Genomic DNA, 23,660 nt, shown 5'->3' with positions numbered 1-23,660 from the left:
CGTTAAGAAGGCCTGCAATGCAGGCCTTTTTTGTCTTGAGTCTTCAACCCCTTAGTATTATTTGCCATACTGGCTGGACCTGGATACCGGAGCAGATCAAACAGATGTATGCAGCTAGCCCCTCGAAGCAGAGAGGTTTCACTCTGGTGGAGTTGGTGACCACTATCCTGTTGATTGCCATCCTGGCCGTGGCTGTCCTGCCGCGCCTGCTGGGGACCTCTGCCTACAGCGCCTTCAGCCTGCGCAACGAGTTTATTGCCGAGTTGCGCCGGGTGCAGCTGCAAGCCCTGAATAATACCGACAGATGCTTTCGTGTTGCCGTGAGCAGCACAGGCTATCGATTGCAGCAGTTTCCCGGCCGGTCAGGCAAGGCCTGCAGCGGGACTGTGCTGGACACGGACGCCGAACAGAGGTTCCAGGGCGGCGCCTCGCTGGCATTGCTTGCCTTCAATGGTCAGAATTTCAACCTGGACTTCGATGCCGATGGCCGCAGCTCGCTGAACTGCAATGGCAACTGCATCGAGGTGCGTGCCGATGATACCCTGATGATCGCCATTTCCTCCGAGGGCTACATCTATGCCAACTAGCCCAGCGCGCTTTCGCTCTTCGGTCAGGCTGAAGGGCTTTACCCTGATAGAGTTGGTCGTCGGCATGCTGGTGATCGCCATCGCCATGGTGCTGCTGACCGGCGTCCTGTTCCCCCAGGCCGACAGGGCCGCCGGGACCCTGCATAGGATGCGCAGCGCCGAGTTGGCCCACGCCATACTGAACGAGATCTGGGGCAAGAGGTACGATGAAAATACCGCCAGCGGCGGGGTGCCGGCCTGCGACAGCCCTGTCGGCGCCGCCTGTACCCAAGCCACAGATTTTGGTCCGGAAGCCGGTGAGGGCAGGAATGACTTCGACGATGTCGACGACTACAACGACTTGGATGAAACGGCCAAGATGCTGAACTCGAGCCAGACCTATGCCGATGCCTATCCCAACTACCGCCTCTCAGTGGTTGTGGCTTTGGGCGCCGTGGCCGATACCAAGCTGGTGACCGTCGATGTCACCACCCCCAACGGCGAAGTGATCACTTACCATGCCGTCAGGAGCAATTACTGATGCGGCTGAATTCACGCGCCTTGCCCCCGGGTTCAACATCTGGCTTCACCCTGGTTGAGCTGGTGACTGTGATACTTATCCTCGGAGTCCTGGTGGTCGGGGTCAGCAGCTTCGTCATCTTCGGCACCCGCATCTTCGTCGAATCCAGTTCTGTCGATCGGGTGCTGAGCCAGAGCCGTTTCGCCATGGAGCGCCTTATCCGGGAGATCCGCTCCGCGGTGCCGGGCAGTGTGCGGCTGCGGACCGAGGCAGGGTATCAATGCCTGGAGTGGCTGCCTATTGCCGCCAGCTCCAGCTATCTGGATATGCCATTCAAGCCCGGGGCCAAGGCCGAGGTGGGCACAGGCATAGCGACAACAGCCAGTGTCGCGGCCGGGCAGCTGCTGCTGATCTATCCGCTGACGCCGGCCGATGTCTACGCCGATCCCGCCGCCAGCCAGGGGAAAATGTTCAGCCTCAAGGCGGTGCAGCGCAGCGGCGACAGCTGGAATTTCACCTTCACACAAAAGATCCGCTTCGATGAGGCCTCGCCCAGGCAAAGGTTCTATGTTGCCAGCGGGCCCGTCAGCTATTGCATTTTTCACGGCGGCAGCAACGACGGCGATATGCTGCGTTACACAGGCTACGGCATCAATCATCCCAGCCAATTGGCGCCGCCGGACATGGGCACTGGGGTCTTGATGGCGCAGGGCATAGTCAACGATTTCTCACAGCCGGCGCAGTTGCCTATCGAGCTGACGCCCGCGACCCTGGTCAACAATGCCTTGGTGCAACTGAGGCCCAGATTTGCGATCAACGGCGAGAGTTTTCAGTATCAACATCAGGTGCAGGTGATCAATGTTCCTTAAGTCTGCTGGCGGATATCCACACTTTCTCATGGGGCGCCAGCGTGGCAGCGCCCTGGTGATCGCCATCTTCGTGATTACCGTCATGTCCCTGTTGGCATCGGCCCTGATCCGAATAGTCCAGGATGCCGACACAGGTTTGACTCAGGAAGTCTGGGGGACCCGCGCCCTCGCCGCCGCCAACAGCGGCGCCGATGCGGCCTTGGCGCAGTTATTCCCGCTGGCGGGGGGCGCGGGTGTCTGCAATAGCGCCGACACAGCCTGGAAGCCGCCGGCTGTGGTGGGATTCCATGGCTGCCGGGTCAGCTACCGCTGCACCTCGGTCAGTGCCGCTGGCTTCACCCAATACAGTATCGGCAGCACAGCCACCTGTGAGAGCGGCAACTGCAGCGGCGGCGATGAAGGCAGCTGCCTGCGGGTGAGCCGCAGTGTCGAGGTCGCGGCCCGTGACTAGAACCCTGCAAATCCTCACTGCCTTGCTGTTGCTGTTGCCGACGTTGCTGCAGGCGGCCCCTCAGTGTGACAGTATTTTCACCTCGGAGCCCAGCGGCAATCAGGGCACAGTGTTGACCCCGCCGGCCGATATGCCGTCATTGGGGGATCTGTATTGCAATAGAAATGGTTGCAGTGGCCATAGCAGTAGCTTCAGTCCCGGAGATTATAGTTTCGGCTCAGGTTATCTGGGCAACAGGTCGTCCATCTCTACCCAGGGGGCCACCACCAGGCTCTATTTCGATTCCCTGACCATGAATAATGCCACCATGAATGCCTTCGGCAACACGGAGAACTTGTTCATCTATGTCAGGGGCAGCCTGTCCATTGCAGGCAAGAATTATATCAATGGCATTGTCTATGTCGCCGGCTCGGTGACCCTGTCCGGCAATGCCAGAATCGACGGTGCCCTGGCGGCGGGCGGTGCCATGGATGTCGGTGATAGGGTTAACTATGATGCCGCCGCCGTGGACAATGCCGACTTAGGTGGTTCCTGTACAAACGCCCAGAACCCGGGGCCCGGGGAGGCGCTGGCGCTGCAATTTGGCAAGGCGAGTTCCACCAGTGTCAGCTTCGACACTCCCTTCCCCGACGGCGTGACCCCGCTGGTGTTTCTGATGCCGACCATAGACAGCAATGCTCCCAAGACCAGCGACGGCCCTGCCTCTGTGTTTCTCGGCACTGTATCGAGCAGTGGTTTCAGCTGGTCACAACAAGAGCCGCCGGGCAACACAGTGGCTTCCCGGACCATGGCCGAGGTGCATTGGCTCGCGGTGGCGCCTGGTACCTACACCCTGCCGGACGGCAGCAAGCTCAAGGCCGGCAGCGTGACCACGAATCATGCCCTGAACCTGGCCTACTCGGACTGGGTCGATGTGCCGCTGGCTAGCGGCCTGGATGTGGTGCTCAACCAGTTGCAGAGCCGCAACAACAGCTGCTGGCTCACCAGCGTGTCGCAGCCCTATAGCGACGGTATCCAGCTGAATCTGGATACCTCAGAGGCCTACGATTATTACAATGGCACAGTATATTGTCGACCCGGCGGCAATTGGACGCTGCCCTATGACGAGACCATAGGCTATCTGGCGCTGCAGCCGGGCAGCGGCAGTCTCACGCTCAATGGCGAGCAACTGAATTATCAATTCGGTACGGGTGTGACCCATGGGGGAGGCAGCAACGATGCCAGCCTGTCGCAGCAGTGTGGCTACCATACAGACTTAACCGGCTTCGACGCCGTGCCGACTCTGGTGGCCGGCAAGAGTTCCCGTGCCGGCGTCAATGGTGGCTGGCTCAGGCGCTGTGACTTGAGTGCCACCCGGGTCAGCATGGTCAACGACGAAGATACTTACTACTACTCGGATCGTGAGCACAGGGCCGAAAATTATGGCTTCGTGGCACTGGAAAAGGTACAGCAGTCGCTGACTTGCATCAGTGACAGCTTCTCCGGCAGTACGCTCGGGGGCAATTGGGTCAGTTCCCGCAGCAGCGGCGACTTTACCCCCTCGGTGGTGGACAACAAGTTGCGCATGACCCAGGCGGAGGTCGAACAGGCGACGGCCGTGACCTTTCAGCGGCTATTTCCGGCGGCGGATAACCTGATCACCCTGGAGTTCGATCAGTATGCCTATGGCGGCAGTGGTGCAGATGGTATGGCGCTGGTGCTTTCCGATGCCGCGGTGACGCCGCAGCCGGGGGCCTTCGGCGGTCCCCTTGGCTATGGCTTCAAGCCGGGTATTCCCGGATTCGCCGGTGGCTGGCTGGGGGTCGGCATAGACGAGTACGGTAACTTCTCCGCCGAAGGCGGAGGAAACAGCATCGGCACCAGGCGTCAGGCCGTGGTGGTGCGCGGCTCAGGCTCGGGTGAGAGCGGCTATAACTATCTGCATGGCAGCTGCAGCGATGGCAGCAGCAACAGCGGTGGCGACTGCCTCAGCCCGGCGGTGGACAATAACTATGTCACCCCGGCCCATCGCTACCGGCTCACCATAGACTCCCGGGTGGCCGGGCACTCCTGGGTAACGGTCGAGCGCGATAGCGGCAGCGGTTTTGTCGCCCTGGTTCCGACTTTCGATGCGCTGGCGGAATCCGGCCAGGCGCAGGTACCGGATCAGCTGCTGCTGTCACTGACCGGTTCCACCGGCAGCGAGACCAATGTGCATGAAATCGACAACATTGAAGTCTGTGCCATCCAATCAGATCCCGTCGATGCCCAGATAGATCACTTCCAGTTCGAGCATACCGGCAATGGACTGACCTGTGATGCCTCAAGCCTGACCCTCTATGCCTGTGCCAATGCCGATTGCTCCGAGCTGGTTAGCGGGGAAGTGACTGCCAACCTCAGCCCCGCCACGCTGCCGGGCGGCGGTTGGGTCGGCGGCAGCGTGGCGCGATTCAGCGGCGGCAGCACCCAATTAAAACTGCGAAAAAACACCGCCGGCAGCGTCACTGTGGGCGTGACCGGCTCGACACCTGCCACCAAGCCCCTGAGCCAGACATTATGCCGCCAGGGCAGCGGTCCGCTGAGCAGTGACGCCTGCACCCTGGACTTTGCCGATGCAGGTTTCATCTTCGATGTGCCGGACAAGCTGGCCAATAAGCCGGCCGATAACATTCGGCTCAAGGCGGTGAAGAAGGATGACGGGACCCAGGCCTGTGTTGCCGCTTTCGCCGGCGAAGATAAGCCGCTGGAGTTCTGGAGTGACTACCTGCAGCCGACGGTGCGCGCCGCCAGCCAGGAAGTCACCCTAGCCACGGGAAGCTCTGGGCCTGTGCCGGTAAGCAATCAGGCGTCGCTGGCGACAGACATCACGCTCTCGTTCGATGCCCAGGGACAGGCCTCCTTCTCAGTCAATTATCCCGACGCCGGCAAGATGCAGCTCAATGCCAGATACACAGGCACGGGAGAAGAGTCAGGGCTGGTGATGACGGGCGCGGATCAGTTTGTCAGTGTGCCCGTGGGCCTGTGTGTTAAGGCTGTCGGTATCGATGCGAGCTGTTCTGCGGGGGACGCGAGCTGTTCTATATACAAAAAAGCCGGCGAAGAGTTCGATTTGGCTGTGCAGGGCATGGCGTGGCAGGCTGGTAATACCAAGACATCGGATTTTTGTGCCAACAGCACAACGACCCCCAACTATGCCCCCATAGGCAAGATCAAGTTGGCCAGTGAGCTGGTGGCGCCTAGCTCCGGTGTGGCAGGTGGGCTGGGGCAAACCGAGTATGATCATGCCGCAGCCGCGAGCAACCTCAATCTTGTTAAGCAGTCTATCAGCGAAGTCGGGGTGTTTAAGTTTACCGCCGAGTCGCCAGCCGACTATCTTGGAGCAAACTTAAGCACCGAAGACCTAGGCATTCAAAATCTTTTGGCGAAAACGGCCAATGTGGGACGTTTTACGCCTGGCTACCTGGGCATTAGCCCCAATACCCCCAAGCTGGCCCCAAGTTGTGGTGTGTTTACTTATCTTGATCAGCCCTTCAGCTTTGCGACGGGGGCAGAACCCAAGTTGGATATTCAGGGTTATTCGCTCAAGGGGGAAGTCACTCATAATTATCAAGTTAACGATTGGTGGCGTTATCAAAATGCCTGGGCGGAACGCAGTTATCAGGACCAATCTGGTTCTGCCTCGGTTGAAGCTGGGACGGTGGCACCCGGTACCGTCGAGCTGAGCCCAGCAGATGCGGCGGCCGTGAAGAACGCCTACTTGATGAATGCCCGACTCCTGTATCACAAGATCCCGCCATTGTCGGTTACGCCTTTCAGTGGGCAGTTGGATCTTGTGCTGACAGCAGAGGATCTAAAGGATGCAGATGGAATTTGCTACCAACTCCAAGCTGCCGGCGCTTGCCTTGGCTATGTATTCGAGGGCATCCAGTTCGATGAAAACGCGAGTCAGTCACCTGACATGCGCCATGGCCGGCTGGTGCTGGACAACACCTATGGCGCCGAGACAGAGACGTTGCTCATGGCAGGGAGAGCCGAGTATTGGAATGGCGCAAGCTGGGTCACCAATGTCGAGGATGCCTGCACCAGTGTCGTGCCTGGATTGACATCGCAACTCGACGATGCCGACGGCTACAACTATGCGCCGGATCTGCTGACGGATCAGAGTGTGACCCGCAGCGATGAGGCGGCCAGTGGCACGGCAAAGGCTGCCGCCGGCGAGTTTTCCCTGTATTGGCGGGCATTGGCTGCAGGCGACGCAGCGCCTTACCGTGGCCAGGTGACTGCACCCTTGCCGGTGCCCGATTGGCTCAAGTGGTATTGGAATTGGGACGAGGCGGATGCCAATGCCCTATCCGATCCCCGCGCCAGCGCCTATTTCGGTCGCTACCGTGGCCATGACAAGATCATCTATTGGCGCGAACTTCACTGATAAGGCATGGCACCCGGGTGGGGCTTTTTTTGCCCCTTAACCGCACATCCTGGGCTGATTTGAAGATAAGCCGAACCTTGAGCCGAATTGGCCCGGTTTTTCACTGGCTTGCTTCGGTGGTTTTTTAGCCTGACTCGGGCCTTAACAGCTCAAAAATTGCGTAAAACCGCCTACGAACCTGCATATGGTAAAAAAAAACACCTCATTAGCGATTGTTAACCTCATCAGTCTTGTGGAATCTGGGTGGCGTTGATAAAGTTAGCTGATTTTTCTTTTCTTCTGACTCCACAGAATACAGGCTAGTTACATGTTCAAGAAGCTACGTGGCATTTTTTCTAACGATCTCTCGATCGATTTGGGTACGGCAAATACATTAATTTATGTACGTGATGAAGGCATAGTGCTCAATGAACCTTCGGTTGTTGCTATCCGTGGCGAGCGCAATAGCTCTGGTCAGAAGTCTGTTGCCGCGGTTGGCACAGAAGCAAAACAGATGTTGGGCCGGACCCCAGGCAACATCCAGGCCATTCGTCCCATGAAAGATGGGGTGATTGCCGATTTTTATGTGACCGAGAAGATGTTGCAGCACTTCATCAAGCAAGTGCATAACAACAGTTTCTTCCGTCCCAGCCCCAGGGTGCTGGTGTGTGTGCCTGTCGGCGCCACTCAGGTAGAACGCCGCGCCATACGTGAATCTGCCATGGGCGCGGGTGCCCGTGAGGTGTATCTGATCGAAGAGCCTATGGCGGCGGCGATCGGTGCCGGCTTGCCTGTCTCAGAGGCGACCGGCTCCATGGTGGTCGATATTGGCGGTGGCACCACGGAAGTGGCCATCATCTCCCTCAACGGCGTGGTGTACTCTTCGTCTGTGCGCATCGGCGGCGATAAGTTTGACGATGCCATCATCAACTATGTACGTCGTAACTACGGCAGTTTGATAGGTGAGGCCACGGCCGAGCGCATCAAGCACACCATAGGCACTGCCTATCCGGGCGATGAAGTGCTGGAAATCGAAGTCCGCGGCCGCAACTTGGCCGAAGGCGTACCGCGCAGCTTCACCCTCAACAGCAACGAAATCCTCGAAGCGCTGCAAGAACCTCTTTCGGGCATAGTCAGTGCCGTGATGGTGGCGCTGGAGCAGTCTCCGCCGGAACTGGCCTCGGACATCTCAGAGCGTGGCATGGTGCTGACGGGTGGTGGCGCCCTGCTGCGGGATCTGGACAGGCTGCTGATGCAAGAGACGGGCATTCCCGTGATGGTGGCCGAAGATCCTCTGACCTGCGTCGCCCGTGGCGGTGGCAAGGCGTTGGAGATGATCGACATGCACGGTGGCGATCTTTTCTCCGAAGAGAATTAAGGGTACGGATAAGTTAAGTCGAGGCGGTTAATAGCCGCCTTACTTTTTTCTATGAAACCAATTTTCGCTCGCGGTATATCCAATCAATTCAGGCTCACACTGGCAATCATATTGTCGGTGGTCCTGCTCGTGGCCAATCATAGGCTGGAGCCGGTGCGCCAGTCCCTGTCGTCCCTGCTCAGTCCCCTGCAGTATCTGGCCAATGTGCCGGGCGCGCTGCTCGACTGGTCTGCCGAAAGCTTTGCCACCCGCAACATGCTGGCGGTCCAGAATAAGGAACTGCTCAGGCAACAGCTGCTGATGAGCGAACGCCTGCAGAGGTTCGAGCACGTCAGGCAGGAGAACGAGCGCCTGCGGGCCTTGCTGGGCTCGCCCGTGCATCTGGACTCGCGCAAGATGGTGGCCGAGGTGATGGAAGTCGCCAGCGATCCCTTCCATCAGTATGTGGTGCTCAACCACGGCGCCCGCAGTGGGGTATTTGTCGGCCAGCCCGTGGTCGATGCCCTGGGGGTGGTCGGTCAGGTGGTGGAAGTCAGCGAACTGACCAGCAGGGTATTGCTGTTGTCGGATGTGACCCATGGCTTGCCCGTGCGTATCACCCGCAACGATGTGCGCATGGTGGCCAACGGCACCGGCGAGCTGGATGAAATTGAACTGCGCCATGTGGCCAAGAGCACGGATGTGCGGGTCGGCGATCTGCTGGTGACCTCGGGTCTGGGCAATCGTTTTCCCGAGGGCTATCCTGTGGCACGGGTGATCGAAGTCGCGACCGAAGATGGCCAGAACTATGCCAGGGTCACGGCCCAGCCGCTGGCCGCCTTGGACAGGATCCGCTACCTCCTGCTGATCTGGCCGGGTGAAGCGAGCCAGCCAGGGGCGGCCGCTGCTGCGCCCGCCGACCGGCCAGCCGCCGTCGAACCCGCGGAGGGCCAATGAATATACAAGCCGCCAATGGCCGCATGGCCGTTTGGGTGACCTTGTTTCTCGGCATCCTATTCCAGATCATGCCCTTGCCCGAGGTGGTCGAGTCGTGGCGCCCGGATTGGCTCCTGATGGTCATCATCTATTGGGCGGTGGCCCTGCCCCACAGGTATAATATTCTCACCGCCTGGGTGCTGGGGGTGGCATTGGACATCTTGCTTGGAGCCAACCTGGGGATCCGGGCGCTGGCGCTGTCCCTGGTGGTCTATGTGGTGGTGCTGCACTTCCAGCGGATACGGCATTTCCCCCGCTGGCAACAGACTCTCCTGGTCATGTGTCTGGTGCTCTTGTATCACCTGGTGATTTTCTGGCTGGAGTTTGTCATCAGCGGCGCCAAATTTGAGCCGGACTTCCTGTTGCCGGCGGTCTCCAGCCTGGTCATCTGGCCTTGGCTATTCTTGATATTGCGCCGGGTGCGGCGTCTTTATAAGGTGCGTTAGTATGACCCTGGTATTAGCCTCGACTTCTCCCCGCCGCCGCGAATTGCTCGGTCAACTTGGATTGGGCAAGGAAGGGTTCAGCTTCGAGCAGGTGTCGCCCGACATAGACGAAGCCTACCTTGAAGGAGAAACCGCCGCGGAGCATGTGTTGCGCCTGGCCGTTGGCAAGGCCAGGGTAGGCTTGGATTTATGCCGCCAGCTGCCCGAGCCTGTGGTGTTGGGATCAGATACCATAGTGGTGTTGGGCGAGGAGATCCTGGGCAAGCCCATGGACGCCGCCGACGCCAAGGCCATGTTGACGCGTTTGTCGGGCCGGACCCACAGGGTGATGACGGCGGTAGCGATCACCGACGGTAAGCAAACACTCACTCGCTTGAGTGAAACCTCGGTGCGTTTCAGCCCCATGTCTGCCGGCGACATAGATGCCTATGTGGCCACGGGAGAGCCGCTGGATAAGGCAGGTGCCTACGGTATTCAGGGCCTTGGCGGTTGTTTCGTGGCCGCCATAGATGGCAGTTATTCGTCTGTGGTCGGCCTGCCCTTGGTGGAAACCCGTGAATTGCTCTACGCCATGGGCTGCCTGTGAGTTAACGGCCTGCAAGTTAACTTCTTGTGCTTCGGTCTTTATCACGAGGAAAGGGATAAGCCAGTGAACTGCGCCCGGGCAGGTGTTGTCTATAAATTAGCTATGCTTTATCGACTCGGTTGCCGCAGGGCAGGGCATTCAAGAGCCAGTGCCCGAGTCACGAATTTGTTTTGCATGTTTTATTAATCTTATGTCATTGGAGCCAGCATGCTCCAAGAGCCAAGTTTCCCAAATGGGGTGAGTCGTGAGTAGCAGCCGCTTGAGTCAGCACAAGACACAGAGCAAGATAGGGTCGGAGTTACTGATCAATGTAACCCCCTCCGAGGCCAGGGTTGCCTTGGTCGAGCATGGTGTTCTGCAGGAAGTGCACATAGAGCGGCGGATGAAGCGCGGCCTGGTCGGCAACATCTACAAGGGCAAGATCAGCCGGGTATTGCCCGGCATGCAGGCGGCCTTCGTCGACATAGGCCTGGAAAAAGCCGCCTTCCTGCACGCCTCCGACATAGTGCCCCATACCGAGTGTGTCGCCGAGGTAGAGAAAGGCAACTTCGTGGTGCGTGACATAGCCGAGCTGGTGCGCCAGGGCCAGGACATCATGGTGCAGGTGGTCAAAGATCCCCTGGGCACCAAGGGTGCCCGCCTGACCACAGACATCACCTTACCCTCACGCTATCTGGTGTTCATGCCCGGCTCCAGCCATGTCGGGGTGTCCCAACGCATAGAGCAGGAGGAAGAACGCGTCCGCCTGAAGAACATTACCCTGCCTTATGTGGATGCCGACGGTGGTTTCATCATACGTACCGCCGCCGAAGGCGTGGGGGCCGATGAACTGGCCCAGGATGCGGCCTTCCTGCGACGGGTCTGGGCCAAGGTCAGCGAGCGCCGCAAACGTCCGCGCGTGTCCTTGCTGTATCAGGATCTGGCCCTGCCGGTACGTATAGTGCGGGATTTTGTCGGCACAGAACTGGATCGCATTCAGGTCGACTCACGTCGTACCTTCAGCGAACTGCAGCAGTTTGCCCTCGAGTTCATGCCGGAAATCGCCGCCAAGATAGAACATTACCAGGGGCCGGCGCCGCTGTTCGAACTCTATGATGTGGAAAATGAGATCCAGCGGGCCCTGGGGCGCAAGGTCGAACTCAAGTCGGGTGGTTATCTCATCATAGATCAGACCGAGGCCATGACGACCGTCGACATCAATACCGGCGCCTTCGTCGGCCATCGCAACCTGGAAGAAACCATCTTCAATACCAATCTGGAGGCGACTCAGGCCATAGCCCGTCAGCTGAGGCTGCGTAACCTTGGGGGCATCATCATCATAGATTTCATCGACATGATGAACGCCGAGCATAAGACCCGGGTGCTCAATAGCCTGACCACTGCGCTGGCCAAAGACAGGGTGAAGACCAATATCAGTGGCTTCTCCGGGCTGGGCCTGGTGGAGATGACGCGCAAGCGAACCCGCGAGAGCCTGGAACATGTGGTCTGCGGCGAGTGTCCTTCCTGCCAGGGCACAGGCAGCATGAAGACCATAGAAACTGTGTCTTACGAAGTATTCCGCGAGATCATTCGTCTCAACCGGAGCTATGATGCCGATGAGTTCCTGCTCTATTGTTCGCCGGCCGTGCATCAGAGCCTCAGCGGCGATGAGAGTCATTTGCTCGCCGAGTTGGAAGTCTACATAGGCAAACGCATTCGGCTGCAGAACGAGCCCATGTATGCCCAGAATAAATATGACGTGGTGATGGTGTAGTGCGACTGCCTTTCTGTCCGTTCAAATTCAGCCGTTATTGCTGGCAGGCGCTGGCAATATTCCTGGTGCTGTTCGCCCTTGGGGTCAGCCTGATCCGCGGTCTCCTGCCGCAGCTGGGGCAGGTGCGCCAGCAGGTGGCCACCTATCTGCAGGATGAGTATCAGTTGAAGCTGCAACTGGGACAGATTTCGGCCCAATGGGAAGCCTTCGGCCCGGCGCTGACCGTGGACAATCTGGTGATCCCGCCGCAGGAAAGCTTGCCCGTGACCCTGATAGTGGGCAAGGTGCAGATCAAGCTGGATTTCTGGCAGACACTGCTGACGGCGTCGCCCCAGGTAGAAACAGTGATCTTCAACGGCGTGCACCTGGCACTGGATCTCGATGCCCTGAGCCAGAAGGGGGAGCCGAAGAGCTCGGCCAATACAGATTGGCTCTACCGCCTCCTGCTCGAGCAGTTGGGGCGCTTCTCCCTGTCAGATGTTCGCCTGCAACTGCTCAGTGCCCAACACCATTTCCCCCCCCTCTATATCAAAGATCTCAAGTGGCGCAACACTGGGGCGCGGCACCAGGGCTCGGGCATACTGCAACTGGCCGCCAACGCCTCGAGCCATGAATCCCTGAGCCTGAACCTGGACATCAATGGCGACGCCAATGCGCCGGATAGCCTGAGGGGACAAATTTATCTGGCGGCCAAGTCGCTGGATCTGGGCGAGTGGGCCTCCCGCCAGGCCAACCCCAAAGCTCCCGGCACTACCCTGCCCTTGCAGGGGGTGGTCAACCTGGAAGCCTGGGTGACGCTGGCACAGCGCAAGATAGAGTCCGGCCTGGTGCAATTCGAGCCCAGTTGGTTGCAGTGGTCGTTGGATAACCAGGAACAAAAATTTGCCATCCAGGGCGGCACCATCGCCTGGCGCCCCGATACCCAGGGCTGGCGGGTGCAGAGCCAGGGGCTGGATTTTGTGACCAATGGCGTCGCCTGGCCGGCACTGACGTTGGCGGCCAAGCAGAGCGACGATGAACTCTTCGCTTACCTGAGCCCGCTGGATACCCGTATGCTGTTGCCGCTGTTGCCCCTGTTTCCCGGGGTAGATGTCGCGAGTCTGCGACATTGGCAAGCATTGCAACCCGAGGGCGAGATAGGGCCGCTGCGCCTGTATCGCCACGCGGGTGAAGCATTGCAGGCGAGCGTGGATATAGCGCAACTGGGCTGGCACAACGCCGCCGGCCTGCCCGGCAGCGCGCCGCTGGATGCGACTCTGGGCTGGCAGGGGCAGACCCTGTATTTCTCCGCCCCGTCCCAGAGCTATGAGCTGAGCTGGAAGGAAGAATTCCAGGCGCCGATTCACTTGGATGCCGCGGCCCTGCAGGGGCAATTCGATCTCGGGCACCAGGCCTTGAGCTTAAGCGGATTACAGCTGGAAAATGAGGACCTGGCGCTCGATGCGAACCTGCGCCTGGATCTGAGTGACGGCGCCCTGTTGGCCTTGGCCGCCAAGTTACAGCTCAAGAATGCCGCCAACGCCAAGCGCTATTTCCCCCGCCATGGCATGGGTGAGCCCCTGGTCGATTACCTCGGTGGCGCCATCCAGGCGGGTAAGATAGAGGATGCCAGGTTGCTGTGGCATGGGCAGCTGAGCGATTTTCCCTATGAAGATCATTCGGGTGTCTTCCAGGCGGACTTCAATTTGACCCAGGCCAAATACCGCTTCCAACCCGACTGGCCGGCGGTGACAGACTTGAGTCTGGCGGCGCTGTTCGAAAATGCCCGCATGGATCTCTGGGTCGATAAGGGGCAATTGCTGCAGGTGCCTGCCGATGGCGCCCATGTGTATATTCCTCACCTGGGACACGAGTCTGTGCTGAAGGTGCAGGCAGATCTGACGACCCAAGGCGCCGCCGCCACCCAAGTGCTGCAGGCCTCTCCCTTGGCCGCCAGCGTAGGTGCGACCCTGGAGACGGTGCAGATCCAGGACAGGGTGAGCGCCAATCTGGATCTGACCATACCCCTGTATCCGGGGGGGGAGCCCGACATCCGCGGCCGGGTGCTGTTCGACAAGACCCCTGTGTATCTGCGGCAACCCGGGGTGCAGCTAGAGGCAGTGACGGGCGAGGTGAGATTCGCCAACGAGCTGGTCGAAGGCCAGGACATAGGTGCCCGCCTGTTTCAGCAGGCCGTGACCTTGTCGTTCGATACCGAAAGGGTGAATCGGGATTTGGGCCTCAATCTCAAGATCAATGGCAGCTGGGATCTGGCGGCCTTGCCGGATAGTCTGGACAATCCCCTGAGCGCCTATTATTCGGGTCAGCTGGATTGGACCGGCGGCATGACCTTGGTCTTCGCTCCCGAGGGCTATCGCTTGCAGGCCAGTGTCGGTTCAGATCTCAGCGGCGTCGGGCTGTCATTGCCCGGCAGTTTCGGGAAATTACCCCAGGAAGCGCGCCGTTTCAATGTCGATCTGGTCGGTGACAGCGAGAGCACCTCGCTGGACATTATCCTGGGTGAACAGGCCGAGTTCTGGGGCGGCTTCGACTCGGCCTCCGCCGGCCGGCTGACGGATTATCACCTCTTGCTGGGGCGGCTGTTCCAGCCGGGTGACGAGGTCCATAAGGAGGGCGGCTATCTGCAGCTGGCGCTCGATGAGGTCGAGTTTCAGCCCTGGTTGCCCTTGATCCGCAGCTTCCTCGGCAAAGGCGCCGAGGCCGAGGTGGCACAATCTGAGCCCGGAACGCCAAACGCAGGCGCAACCCAGCCACAGGGCGGCGCCTTTCCGCCACTCAAGGCCGTCGAGGCCAGGATAGCCAAGCTGGATCTCCTGGGCCAGGCCTTGACGGATCTCAGCTTCGAGGCCGCGCCCCAGGAGAGTGGCTGGCGTTTCAACGCCAAGGCGAACGAATTCGAGGGCTGGATAGACTTTTATCCGGATTGGTTGACCCAGGGATTGAAAGTGGTGGCGCAGAAGTTCGATTTCGCCCCCCAGGCCCAGCAGAGCGCGGCCGGGAACCCGGTTCAGGATCAGGCCCAGCTGCTGGCGAACCTGCCACCGGTGGCGATAGATGTGGATGCATTCAACTTCTACGACAAGCCATTCGGGCATCTGGTGTTGCAAGCCAGGCCGGAGGGCGAAGCTTACCATATTCAGACCCTGTCACTGACGACCCCTGATGCCAGCCTGCAGGGCCAGGGCTATTGGAAAGTCCGGCAGGGAGAGAGTCTGACCCAGGTCACCTTGACCCTGAAGGCCGACAAGTTCGATACCCTGACCGACCGCTTGGGGCTGAGCCCGGGACTCCAGGATGCGCCGCTGGATCTGACCGCGTCCCTGTCCTGGCGGGATGCGCCCTATGCCTTCTCCCTCGAGAGCCTGGGTGGCAAGGTGAGGTTCGACTTCGGCAAGGGCCATCTGTCGGAGATCAGCGACAAGGGCGCCCGTATCTTCTCACTCTTCAGCCTGGATTCCCTGCTGCGTAAGCTGTCACTGGATTTCTCCGATGTCTTCGGCAAGGGCCTGTACTTCGACGCTTTCAAGGGGGATCTGCTGCTGGAAAATGGGGTAGTCAAGACCACCAACACGGCCATGGATGCCGTCGCCGGCGACATGAAGGTCAGGGGTTATACGGATCTGATCAGCCAGAGCCTGAATTATGATATTCGTTTCGTGCCTCAGTTGGCGTCCAGTGTGCCGACTGTGGTCTTGCTCAGCACCAGTGCCTGGACCCTGGGCCTGGGGGCCTTTGCCCTGACCAAGGTGCTCGAACCCGTGATCGAAGTGATCTCGGAAATAAGGTTCCGGCTGACAGGCACCATGGATGACCCTAAACTGGAAGAACTGGAGCGCAAGAGCAAAGAGATAGAGATCCCCGAGTCCATATTGCCACGCAAGCCGGCAGTCGACGCCCCGGCCGAGGCTGTGGATAAGGCGCCGCCATCCGAAGAGACTGGGCCGGTCCAGCCTGAGACCCCTGCTCCGGCAAAGCAAGAGCCTCAGCCAGAGCCTCAGCCAGAACTCAAACAAGAGCCTGAGCCGGCAGCAGGCCTGGCTCCTGTGGCGCTGAGGCCGGCTGATGCCATACTCAAGCTGGTCGGGGGGACTTATGCCTATGCCCGAGAAGGGATACCTGGAGACAAAGATGCAGATCAGCTTGTTACAGTGCCAGAGCAGCCGCGATGTGGTGGCCAATCTGGAGTTTATCGAATCGCAGCTTGAGTGCTTGCCCCGCGAAGCCAACGAACCTCAGTTGGTGGTGTTGCCCGAGTGCAGTCTGTTGTTTGGCGGTCATGAGCGCCAGCAGCTGCAATATGCAGGTGACGAGCGCCAGAGCTCGCTGAAGTCGGCACTCGGTGCCCTGGCCAAGCGCTATGATGTGTATCTGGTGGCCGGGACCATTCCCATGCGGGCCGACGAGGGCCGGGTCTACAGCCGTTGTTATCTCTTCGATAATTCGGGCGAGGTCCTGGGCCAATACGATAAGCTGCATCTGTTCGATGTGGATGTCGCCGACGGTACCAAGGAATATCGCGAGAGCGATACCTTCTGTCCGGGTGAACATATCAGCGTGGTAGACACCCCCCTGGGTAAAATCGGCCTGGCAGTCTGTTATGATCTGCGTTTTCCCGAGCTGTTTCGCGCCATGCGTCTGGCAGGCGCCGAGTTTATCGCCCTGCCATCGGCCTTCACCAAGGTCACGGGCGAGGCGCACTGGCAGAGCCTGATTCAGGCCAGGGCGATAGAGACCCAGTGTTTCCTGCTCGCCGCCGCTCAGTGGGGCCAACATAACGAGGGCAGCCGCGAGACCTGGGGCCAGAGCATGATAGTCGACCCTTGGGGGCAGATAATGGCGCAGCGCCAGACAGGCACAGGCTGGATACAGGCCAGGCCAGACATGCTGCAGTTGCAGCGCATCCGCCGCCAGATGCCAGTGATGGAGCATAACCGCTTCGCGGCGCCAAGCTTGACTGCCAGGTAGCGGCCAACTGAATACAGGAGTGATGCCGGGCGTCACTCATAACCCCTTTGCCGCGGCGCGATCTAAGCCATCAAGCCGCAGCCATAATTGCAACCGATCGACAGGATCGAAGAGAGAATCTATGCCGTTTTTAGCACAAGTTGGACAGAGTTTATTGCAGTCGGGTCTGGCACTGGACGAACTGCAAGGCTATTTGGATACCATACACAAGCACAACATAGACTTCTCGGATCTCTATTTTCAGGGCAGCCGCCACGAGTCCTGGGTGCTGGAAGACGGCATCATCAAGGAAGGCAGTTTCCACATAGAGAGGGGCGTAGGTGTCAGGGCGATCAAGGATGAAAAAACCGGCTTCGCCTATGCCGATGAAATTACCCCGGCGGCATTGAGTGCGGCGGTCGACGCGGCGCGCAGCATAGCCGGTGCCGGCCGGCACTGCCAGGTGCAGGCCCTGAAACGCCAGGCGGTGCATCCCCTCTATGCCAGTGCTGATCCCATAGCCGCCATGGAAGAAGTCAAGAAGATCAACCTGTTGAAAGAGGCTGACGCCTACATACGCAGCCTGGACAGCCGCATCATTCAGGTGGTGGTGAGTCTGTCCGGCGTACATGAAGAAATCCTGGTCGCCGCCAGCGACGGCACCCTGGCCGCCGATGTGCGCCCATTGGTGCGTTTCAACTGCAGCGTTATCCTCGAAGAGAATGACAAGCGCGAACGTGGCAGCGCCGGTGGCGGTGGCCGTCACGATTACAGCGTCTTGCTGCAAAGCGATGACACTGGCCTGCCAAGCTGTTTCGGCTTCGCCCGCGAGGCCGTGCGCCAGGCCCAGGTCAATCTCAATGCCATAGATGCGCCGGCAGGCGAGATGCCCGTGGTGCTGGGCAACGGCTGGCCCGGGGTCCTGTTGCACGAGGCCGTGGGTCATGGCCTGGAAGGCGACTTCAACCGCAAGGGCAGCAGTGCCTTCAGCGGCAAGATAGGCCAGCAGGTCGCCTCCAAGCTGGTGACAGTGGTCGACGACGGCACCCTGGCCAACCGCCGCGGCTCCCTGAGCATAGACGATGAAGGGGTGCCAGGGCAGAAAACCGTCCTGATTGAAGACGGCATACTCAAGGGCTATATGCAGGACAAGCTCAACGCCCGCCTGATGGGCATGATGCCGACGGGCAACGGCCGGCGCGAATCTTACGCCCATCTGCCCATGCCGCGTATGACCAATACCTATATGGAAGCCGGCGAGTCGCTGCCCGCCGACATCATCAAGTCGGTGAAGAAGGGCATCTATGCCCCCAACTTCGGCGGTGGCCAGGTGGATATCACCTCGGGCAAGTTCGTGTTCTCCGCCTCCGAGGCCTATCTCATAGAGAATGGCGAGGTAACCCGGGCCATCAAGGGCGCGACCCTGATAGGCAACGGCCCCGAGGCAATGCAGCAGATCTCCATGGTGGGCAACGATCTGGCATTGGATCAGGGCGTCGGCGTCTGTGGCAAGGACGGTCAGAGTGTGCCGGTCGGGGTAGGTCAACCAACGCTGAAACTGGATAGCCTGACGGTGGGCGGCACCGCCTGATAGCCTGAGCGTGGCCCATGCTGGGTGTCGGTCAACCAACGCTGAAATTGGATCGCCTGACGGTGGGCGGCACCGCCTGATGGCCTGAGCGTGGCCCATGCTGGGTGTCGGTCAACCAACGCTGAAATTGGATCGCCTGACGGTGGGCGGCACCGCCTGATAGCCTGAGCGTGGCCCATGCTGGGTGTCGGTCAACCAACGCTGAAACTGGATCGCCTGACGGTGGGCGGCACCGCCTGATAGTCTGAGTCTGACATAAGGGCCGGGGCATATGCCCCGGCCTCTTAGATCTTATCCCTCGCTCGTCATCCGCTATGCTTGCCGGCCAAGCCAGAGTCTGCCGTCGCTCCCGGGCTGCCAATTTATTTATAGAGTGATATCAATCACCTGCCAACTGCTGTTAGGCTGGGGCAGAGGATGTTAGAATAGCGGTATAATTTAGAGCAATAACTCTAGAGGTGGGGATGAGACTTCCGATGAAAAGCGTGCGGGTGAGCCGGGTAACTCAAGCCGCCAGGGGCTGGCTGCTGGCGGGGCTGGCCCTGTGCGCCTTCACTGCGCCGGCAGAGCCGCTGAGCTTCGATGCCGCCTGGCAGCAGTTGCTCAAGGTGAGCGACAAGCTGCTGGCCCAGTCCCAGGAGCTCAATCGCGCCAAGGGAGAGCAGGAGGCGGGCGAGAGCCTGAGCCTGCCGGCGCTGAGCATAGCCGGCAGCTACACCCGGCTGGAGCAGCCTGTGGAGATGGATCTCAGGGATCTCAACCCCTTGGCATCCCTGGATCCCAAGACACTGCCGCTGGCCTTGGGCGGCGCCCTGGCCAGCATTCCCGGCAATTTGTTCGTCACCCCCTTCACGGAGCAAGACATCTTCCGTGCCAGCCTGCAGGCCATGTGGCCCATATATACGGGCGGGCAGATCAGTGCCGCCCAGGGGATACACGAGGCCATGGTGGCCGAGAAGCAGCAGGCGTTGCAACTGGCGACCCGCGAGCTCTTCACCCAGTTGGTGCAACGCTACTTCGCCGTGGCCGTGACCCAGAGCCTGGCCCAGACCCAGGCACAGCTGGTGGCATCACTCACAGAGCATGCCGAGCATGCCATCAAGCTGGAACAACAGGGGCAGATAGCCAAGGTGGAACGCCTCAACGCCCAGGTGGCGCTGGAAAATGCCAGGGTGGATCTCGGCAGTGCCCGCCGTCAACATGAGATGGCCCAAATTGCCCTGGTGCGCCTGCTGCATGAGCCAAACATCAACCCAAGCTCAGGACTCTTTATCCTGCCCGAGCTGCCTTCGCTGCCGGCCCTGAGCCAGCTGACCCTGAAGCAACATCCGGCGTTGCTGCTGCTGGCAGCCAAGGAGGCCCAGGCCCAAGGCCTGGTATCGCTGGAGCAGGGCAAGTATCGGCCGACTGTGTTCCTGTTCGGCAACTACACCTTGTATGAAGACGACAGCCTGTTCGCCAAGATGGAACCCGACTGGATGCTGGGCCTGGGGGTGAAGATCCCCCTGCTGAGCCGTGACGGCCCGGGCGGCAAGGTGCAGGCGGCCAGGAGTGCCCTGCTGCAGGCCAGATACACCAAGGCCCAGACCCGGGAAGATCTCAGCCTGCTGCTGGAGCAGAGTTACCGCCGGCTGCTGCAGGCCAAGGAAGAGGTCGAGGCGCTGACACTGTCACTGAGTCTGGCCGAAGAAAACCTGAGGCTTAGGGAGTTGGCCTTCAATCAGGGCCTGTCTACCTCCATCGACAGGGTCGACGCCGAGCTCAAGCTCAGCGCGGTCAAGAGCCGTCAGTTGGGTGCCAGGTACAACTACATTCAGGCCTATGCCAGTCTGATGACCATCAGCGGTCAGTTGGATGAGTTCATCGGCCATACACGAGAGCAGGAGACGCAAGATGCGCGCTAACAGAATCTTTGCCGTAGCGGCGCTGGTTTTTCTCATTCTGGTATTGGCCTATGGCCTGGTGCTGGCCTATAGCCCCAAGCCCAGGCTGCTGCAGGGACAGATAGAGGCCAGGGAATACAACATTTCTTCCAAGGTGCCGGGCCGGTTGGAGCAGGTGCTGGTACGCCGCGGCGATAGCGTGGCGGCGGGGGATCTCCTGTTCGCCATCCACAGCCCTGAGCTGGATGCCAAGCTGATGCAGGCCCAGGGCGGCTTCGACGCCGCCAAGGCCATGCAGCAGGAGGCCGACAGCGGTGCCAGGGCGCAGCAGATCCTGGCCGCCAAGGAGCAGTGGCTCAAGGCCAAGGCGGGGGCCAGTCTGGCGCAGACCACCTACGACAGGATAGAGAATTTGTTCGGCGAAGGCGTGGTGGCGCGGCAGAAGCGTGATGAAGCCTTCACCCAGTGGCAGGCCGCCAAGTACACAGAGCAGGCCGCCAAGGCCATGTATCAGATGGCCGAGGAAGGCGCCCGCAGCGAGACCAAGGCCGCGGCCGCGGGCAATGCCCGCCGGGCCGAGGGCGCCGTCGGCGAGGTCAGCGCCATATTGGCCGACAGCCAGATGCGCGCACCGCGCGCCGGAGAGATAAGCGAAGTGCTGCTGCAGCCGGGGGAACTGGCCCCAAGCGGGTTTCCCGTGGTCAGCCTCATAGACATGCAGGATGCCTGGGCGGTATTCCAGGTACGTGAAGACGAGCTCAAGCGCTTCAAGCAAGGCGCCGTCATGACCCTGGAGCTGCCGGCACTGGGACGGACGGCCGAGTTCAGGGTCAGCCATGTGAGCGTGATGGGCGACTTCGCCACCTGGCGCTCCACCGAGAGCGGCCATGACTTCGACATGCGCACCTTCGAGGTCGAACTCAGACCAACCCAGACGATAGCGGATCTGCGGGTCGGCATGTCGGCACTCCTGACCCTCTGAGTGGCATGCAGATGACAGGCCCGATACGCCGCGAACTCCATGCCCTGTGGCATTCCCCCTGGCAACTGGCGCTGGTGACTTATGTGCCTTTGCTGAGCGTGCTGGCGCTCTGGTGGCTGTTCAGTGCCGGCTTGCCCAGGCAGTTGCCCGTGGCGCTGGTGGATCTGGACCAGAGCCAGGTTAGCCGCATGCTGGGACGGCAACTGGCGGCCAACGCCGTCACTGCCCCCTTGGCCTTCGCGGATCTGCCCGCTGCCGTCGCCGCCATGCGCCGGGCCGAGGTCTATGCCCTGGTGCTCTTGCCCAAAGATCTGCACAGAGACTTGCTCAGGGGCGCCGGCCACAGCCCCAGCATAGACATACGCTACAACAGCCAGTTCCTGCTGATGGGCAAGTTGCTCTCCAGCCAACTTCAGCAGAGCCTGGGGGCCGGCTTGCTGGAGCTGGCCGGGCTGAAGCAGCTGGCATCCGGGGTGCCCAAGGCCAGGGTGACGGTGAACCTGAGGCCGGTACAGAGCCAGACCACGGCGCTGTTCAATCGCAACAGCAACTATGTCGGCTTCCTGGTGCCGCCCGTGCTGATCGCCCTGTGGCAGCTGCTGGCCATGCTGGTGTTTGCCAACAGTTTCAATCGCGAGCTGAACCCGGCCCTCTATGACCCTGGCCTGAGCTTGGCTTTCTGGCCCAAGCTGCTGGCCAAGCTGGGCGTCTATCTGCCGCTCCTGGCGCTCCATGGCGCCGGCATCCTGTGTTTCCTGTATCTCTATCTGGGCTTGCCCTTCGCCGGCAGCCTGTCGGTGCTGGTTATCGCCCAGTGCTGCATGTTGCTGGCGGTCTGGTGCCTGGTGTTGACCGTCTTCCTGTTGCTGGCCGACAGCGCCAGGGTGGTGAGTTTCTGCACCGCGCTGTTCGCCCCCGCCTTCGCCTTCATGGGGATCACCTTTCCCGTGCATGAGATGCCCTCGGCGGCCCAATACTGGCGCCTGCTGATGCCATCGAGCCACTATATAGACGCCCACGTGGCTCAGGTCAGCTATGGCCTGGGCTGGCCGAGTCTGCCGGCCCAACTGGCATCCTATTGGGGCTACCTGCTGCTCTTGCCCGTGATTTACCTGTTGGGGCGCAGGCTGCAGACGCGCCTGCAACCCGGTAGTGAGGTCAAGTCATGAGCCTACTGCAACTTGTCATCAATGAACTCAAGGCCATAGTGAGCGACAAGGCCATAGCCGTGACCCTGTTCGGCGGCGTGCTCTTTTATTCGATCTTGTATCCCCTGCCTTACCTGCATCAGGTGCCGACCGAGCAGCAGTTGGTGGTGGTGGATCTGGACCACTCATCCCTCAGCCGCCAGTTGGTGCGCCATGCCGACGCCAGCGCCAAGATCCAGGTGGTGGCCAGGGTCGATGCCATAGCCACGGCGCAGCAGTGGATAGCCGCAGGCAAGGCCCATGGTCTGCTGGTGATCCCCGCAGGCTTTCGCCGGGATCTCTTGCTCGGCAAGGGCGTGGTCTTGAGCTATGGCGGCGACGCCAGTTATTTCCTCATCTATTCTGCCGTGGCCGAAGGCCTGGTGGCGGCAGGCTTGGAGGCGGGCAAGGGGATCCAGTTGCTGGGCCTGCTGGCAAGGGGTGAACAGCAGGTCGAGGCGGAACGGGCCTTGAATGCGGTCAGGCTCAACAGTGTGCCCGCTTTCAATCCGGGTCTGGGCTACACCCCCTATGTGGTCCCAGGCTTGTTTCTGCTGATACTGCACCAGACCCTGCTGATAGGCACAGGCATACTGGGGGCGGGCCAATGGCGCACCGCCGGCTACTGGCGCGAAACTTCTCCCTTGAAGCTGGTGTGCGGCCGCATCCTGGCTTTTTCCTTGCTCTATAGCCTGTTTACCAGTTTCTATGTCGGCTGGTGTTACTACTGGTATGGAGTGACGGTACAGGCGAGCCTGGGACGGGTGGCGCTGTTTCTGCTGCCTTTCCTGCTCTCGACGGCGGCGGCAGGCATCGCCCTGAGTTGCCTGTTCCGGCGCCGCGATCTGCCGACCCAGGTGTACCTGCTGGTGTCCATGCCTATCCTGTTCGTCAGCGGCTTCGTCTGGCCGCTGGCCTTGATCCCGGATCCCTTGGTATGCTTATCGCAGCTGGTTCCGGCCGTGCCCGCCATCTCCGGTCTGCTGCAGCTGAATCAGCTCGGCGCCGCCTGGACTGATGTCTTGCCCAAGTGGCTGCAGCTGTGGGGCCTGTTCGGCCTATTCTTTGGCTTGGCCGTCAGGGGGATTGCGGGAAAGCGGGCTAGCCTGCAATAGCCGCCACCGGATATCAGTGTTGAGTTT

General features: G+C 60.3%; 17 protein-coding genes. All 17 read left to right on the top strand.

Annotation, left to right across the window (positions count from 1 at the left end):
• Positions 1 to 104 precede the first annotated feature (104 nt).
• Positions 105 to 587, top strand: coding sequence for a type II secretion system protein (locus LZP73_RS06735; protein WP_234233695.1), 483 nt, complete (start codon positions 105 to 107; stop codon positions 585 to 587).
• Positions 577 to 1,107, top strand: coding sequence for a type IV pilus modification PilV family protein (locus LZP73_RS06730; RefSeq protein WP_234233694.1), 531 nt, complete (start codon positions 577 to 579; stop codon positions 1,105 to 1,107). The genes LZP73_RS06735 and LZP73_RS06730 overlap by 11 nt, the downstream gene beginning before the upstream one ends.
• The gene (locus LZP73_RS06725) at positions 1,107 to 1,955 is read left to right on the top strand and encodes a PilW family protein (protein WP_234233693.1); all 849 of its coding nucleotides are present in this window, start codon (positions 1,107 to 1,109) and stop codon (positions 1,953 to 1,955) included. Before LZP73_RS06730 ends, LZP73_RS06725 begins: the two co-directional genes overlap by 1 nt.
• Positions 1,945 to 2,406 (top strand): MSHA biogenesis protein MshP, encoded by a 462-nt coding sequence (locus tag LZP73_RS06720; RefSeq protein WP_234233692.1) that lies wholly within the window; start codon positions 1,945 to 1,947, stop codon positions 2,404 to 2,406. Before LZP73_RS06725 ends, LZP73_RS06720 begins: the two co-directional genes overlap by 11 nt.
• Positions 2,399 to 6,814 carry a DUF6701 domain-containing protein gene (locus LZP73_RS06715; protein ID WP_234233691.1) on the top strand — a complete coding sequence of 1,472 codons (4,416 nt, stop codon included), beginning with the start codon at positions 2,399 to 2,401 and terminating at the stop codon, positions 6,812 to 6,814. Before LZP73_RS06720 ends, LZP73_RS06715 begins: the two co-directional genes overlap by 8 nt.
• 307 nt (positions 6,815 to 7,121) lie before the next feature.
• A complete protein-coding gene (locus tag LZP73_RS06710) occupies positions 7,122 to 8,171 on the top strand; it encodes a rod shape-determining protein (RefSeq protein WP_169563897.1) in 1,050 nt (349 codons plus the stop codon).
• Between the two features lie 51 nt (positions 8,172 to 8,222).
• On the top strand, positions 8,223 to 9,107 hold the full coding sequence (mreC, locus tag LZP73_RS06705; RefSeq protein WP_234233690.1) for a rod shape-determining protein MreC: 885 nt from the start codon (positions 8,223 to 8,225) through the stop codon (positions 9,105 to 9,107).
• Positions 9,104 to 9,592, top strand: coding sequence for a rod shape-determining protein MreD (gene mreD / locus LZP73_RS06700; protein WP_169563898.1), 489 nt, complete (start codon positions 9,104 to 9,106; stop codon positions 9,590 to 9,592). The genes mreC and mreD overlap by 4 nt, the downstream gene beginning before the upstream one ends.
• Before the next feature lies 1 nt (position 9,593).
• Positions 9,594 to 10,178 carry a Maf family protein gene (locus tag LZP73_RS06695; RefSeq protein WP_234233689.1) on the top strand — a complete coding sequence of 195 codons (585 nt, stop codon included), beginning with the start codon at positions 9,594 to 9,596 and terminating at the stop codon, positions 10,176 to 10,178.
• A gap of 244 nt (positions 10,179 to 10,422) precedes the next feature.
• Complete coding sequence (rng, locus tag LZP73_RS06690; RefSeq protein ID WP_234233688.1) at positions 10,423 to 11,931, top strand: ribonuclease G; 1,509 nt, start codon at positions 10,423 to 10,425, stop codon at positions 11,929 to 11,931.
• Positions 11,931 to 16,136, top strand: a complete 4,206-nt coding sequence (locus tag LZP73_RS06685) for a YhdP family protein (RefSeq protein ID WP_234233687.1) — start codon at positions 11,931 to 11,933, stop codon at positions 16,134 to 16,136. The genes rng and LZP73_RS06685 overlap by 1 nt, the downstream gene beginning before the upstream one ends.
• Positions 16,060 to 16,896, top strand: coding sequence for a carbon-nitrogen hydrolase family protein (locus tag LZP73_RS06680; protein WP_234233686.1), 837 nt, complete (start codon positions 16,060 to 16,062; stop codon positions 16,894 to 16,896). Before LZP73_RS06685 ends, LZP73_RS06680 begins: the two co-directional genes overlap by 77 nt.
• Positions 16,897 to 17,017: 121 nt before the next feature.
• On the top strand, positions 17,018 to 18,466 hold the full coding sequence (gene tldD / locus LZP73_RS06675) for a metalloprotease TldD (RefSeq protein WP_234233685.1): 1,449 nt from the start codon (positions 17,018 to 17,020) through the stop codon (positions 18,464 to 18,466).
• Between the two features lie 464 nt (positions 18,467 to 18,930).
• Positions 18,931 to 20,370, top strand: coding sequence for a TolC family protein (locus LZP73_RS06670; RefSeq protein ID WP_234233684.1), 1,440 nt, complete (start codon positions 18,931 to 18,933; stop codon positions 20,368 to 20,370).
• A complete protein-coding gene (locus LZP73_RS06665; protein ID WP_234233683.1) occupies positions 20,360 to 21,331 on the top strand; it encodes an HlyD family secretion protein in 972 nt (323 codons plus the stop codon). Before LZP73_RS06670 ends, LZP73_RS06665 begins: the two co-directional genes overlap by 11 nt.
• Before the next feature lie 11 nt (positions 21,332 to 21,342).
• A complete protein-coding gene (locus LZP73_RS06660; protein ID WP_234233682.1) occupies positions 21,343 to 22,500 on the top strand; it encodes an ABC transporter permease in 1,158 nt (385 codons plus the stop codon).
• Positions 22,497 to 23,633: an ABC transporter permease gene (locus tag LZP73_RS06655; RefSeq protein WP_234233681.1), complete on the top strand. Its 1,137-nt coding sequence runs from the start codon at positions 22,497 to 22,499 to the stop codon at positions 23,631 to 23,633. Before LZP73_RS06660 ends, LZP73_RS06655 begins: the two co-directional genes overlap by 4 nt.
• Positions 23,634 to 23,660 lie beyond the last annotated feature (27 nt).

It is taken from the genome of Shewanella sp. AS16 (assembly GCF_021412365.1).
Lineage (GTDB): Bacteria > Pseudomonadota > Gammaproteobacteria > Enterobacterales > Shewanellaceae > Shewanella > Shewanella salipaludis.
The sequence above is the reverse complement of the archived record's forward strand: the minus strand, read 5'-3'. Positions and strand labels throughout refer to the sequence as shown.

What these genes read in the sequence shown, in the direction of transcription:
- LZP73_RS06695 (WP_234233689.1), top strand. Translation starts at nt 9,594, where the DNA reads ATGACCCTGGTATTAGCCTCGACTTCTCCCCGCCGCCGCGAATTGCTC.
- LZP73_RS06735 (WP_234233695.1), top strand. Translation starts at nt 105, where the DNA reads ATGTATGCAGCTAGCCCCTCGAAGCAGAGAGGTTTCACTCTGGTGGAG.
- LZP73_RS06665 (WP_234233683.1), top strand. Translation starts at nt 20,360, where the DNA reads ATGCGCGCTAACAGAATCTTTGCCGTAGCGGCGCTGGTTTTTCTCATT.
- LZP73_RS06710 (WP_169563897.1), top strand. Translation starts at nt 7,122, where the DNA reads ATGTTCAAGAAGCTACGTGGCATTTTTTCTAACGATCTCTCGATCGAT.
- LZP73_RS06730 (WP_234233694.1), top strand. Translation starts at nt 577, where the DNA reads ATGCCAACTAGCCCAGCGCGCTTTCGCTCTTCGGTCAGGCTGAAGGGC.
- mreC (WP_234233690.1), top strand. Translation starts at nt 8,223, where the DNA reads ATGAAACCAATTTTCGCTCGCGGTATATCCAATCAATTCAGGCTCACA.
- LZP73_RS06720 (WP_234233692.1), top strand. Translation starts at nt 1,945, where the DNA reads ATGTTCCTTAAGTCTGCTGGCGGATATCCACACTTTCTCATGGGGCGC.
- mreD (WP_169563898.1), top strand. Translation starts at nt 9,104, where the DNA reads ATGAATATACAAGCCGCCAATGGCCGCATGGCCGTTTGGGTGACCTTG.
- LZP73_RS06680 (WP_234233686.1), top strand. Translation starts at nt 16,060, where the DNA reads ATGCAGATCAGCTTGTTACAGTGCCAGAGCAGCCGCGATGTGGTGGCC.
- LZP73_RS06725 (WP_234233693.1), top strand. Translation starts at nt 1,107, where the DNA reads ATGCGGCTGAATTCACGCGCCTTGCCCCCGGGTTCAACATCTGGCTTC.
- LZP73_RS06655 (WP_234233681.1), top strand. Translation starts at nt 22,497, where the DNA reads ATGAGCCTACTGCAACTTGTCATCAATGAACTCAAGGCCATAGTGAGC.
- tldD (WP_234233685.1), top strand. Translation starts at nt 17,018, where the DNA reads ATGCCGTTTTTAGCACAAGTTGGACAGAGTTTATTGCAGTCGGGTCTG.
- LZP73_RS06670 (WP_234233684.1), top strand. Translation starts at nt 18,931, where the DNA reads ATGAGACTTCCGATGAAAAGCGTGCGGGTGAGCCGGGTAACTCAAGCC.
- LZP73_RS06660 (WP_234233682.1), top strand. Translation starts at nt 21,343, where the DNA reads ATGACAGGCCCGATACGCCGCGAACTCCATGCCCTGTGGCATTCCCCC.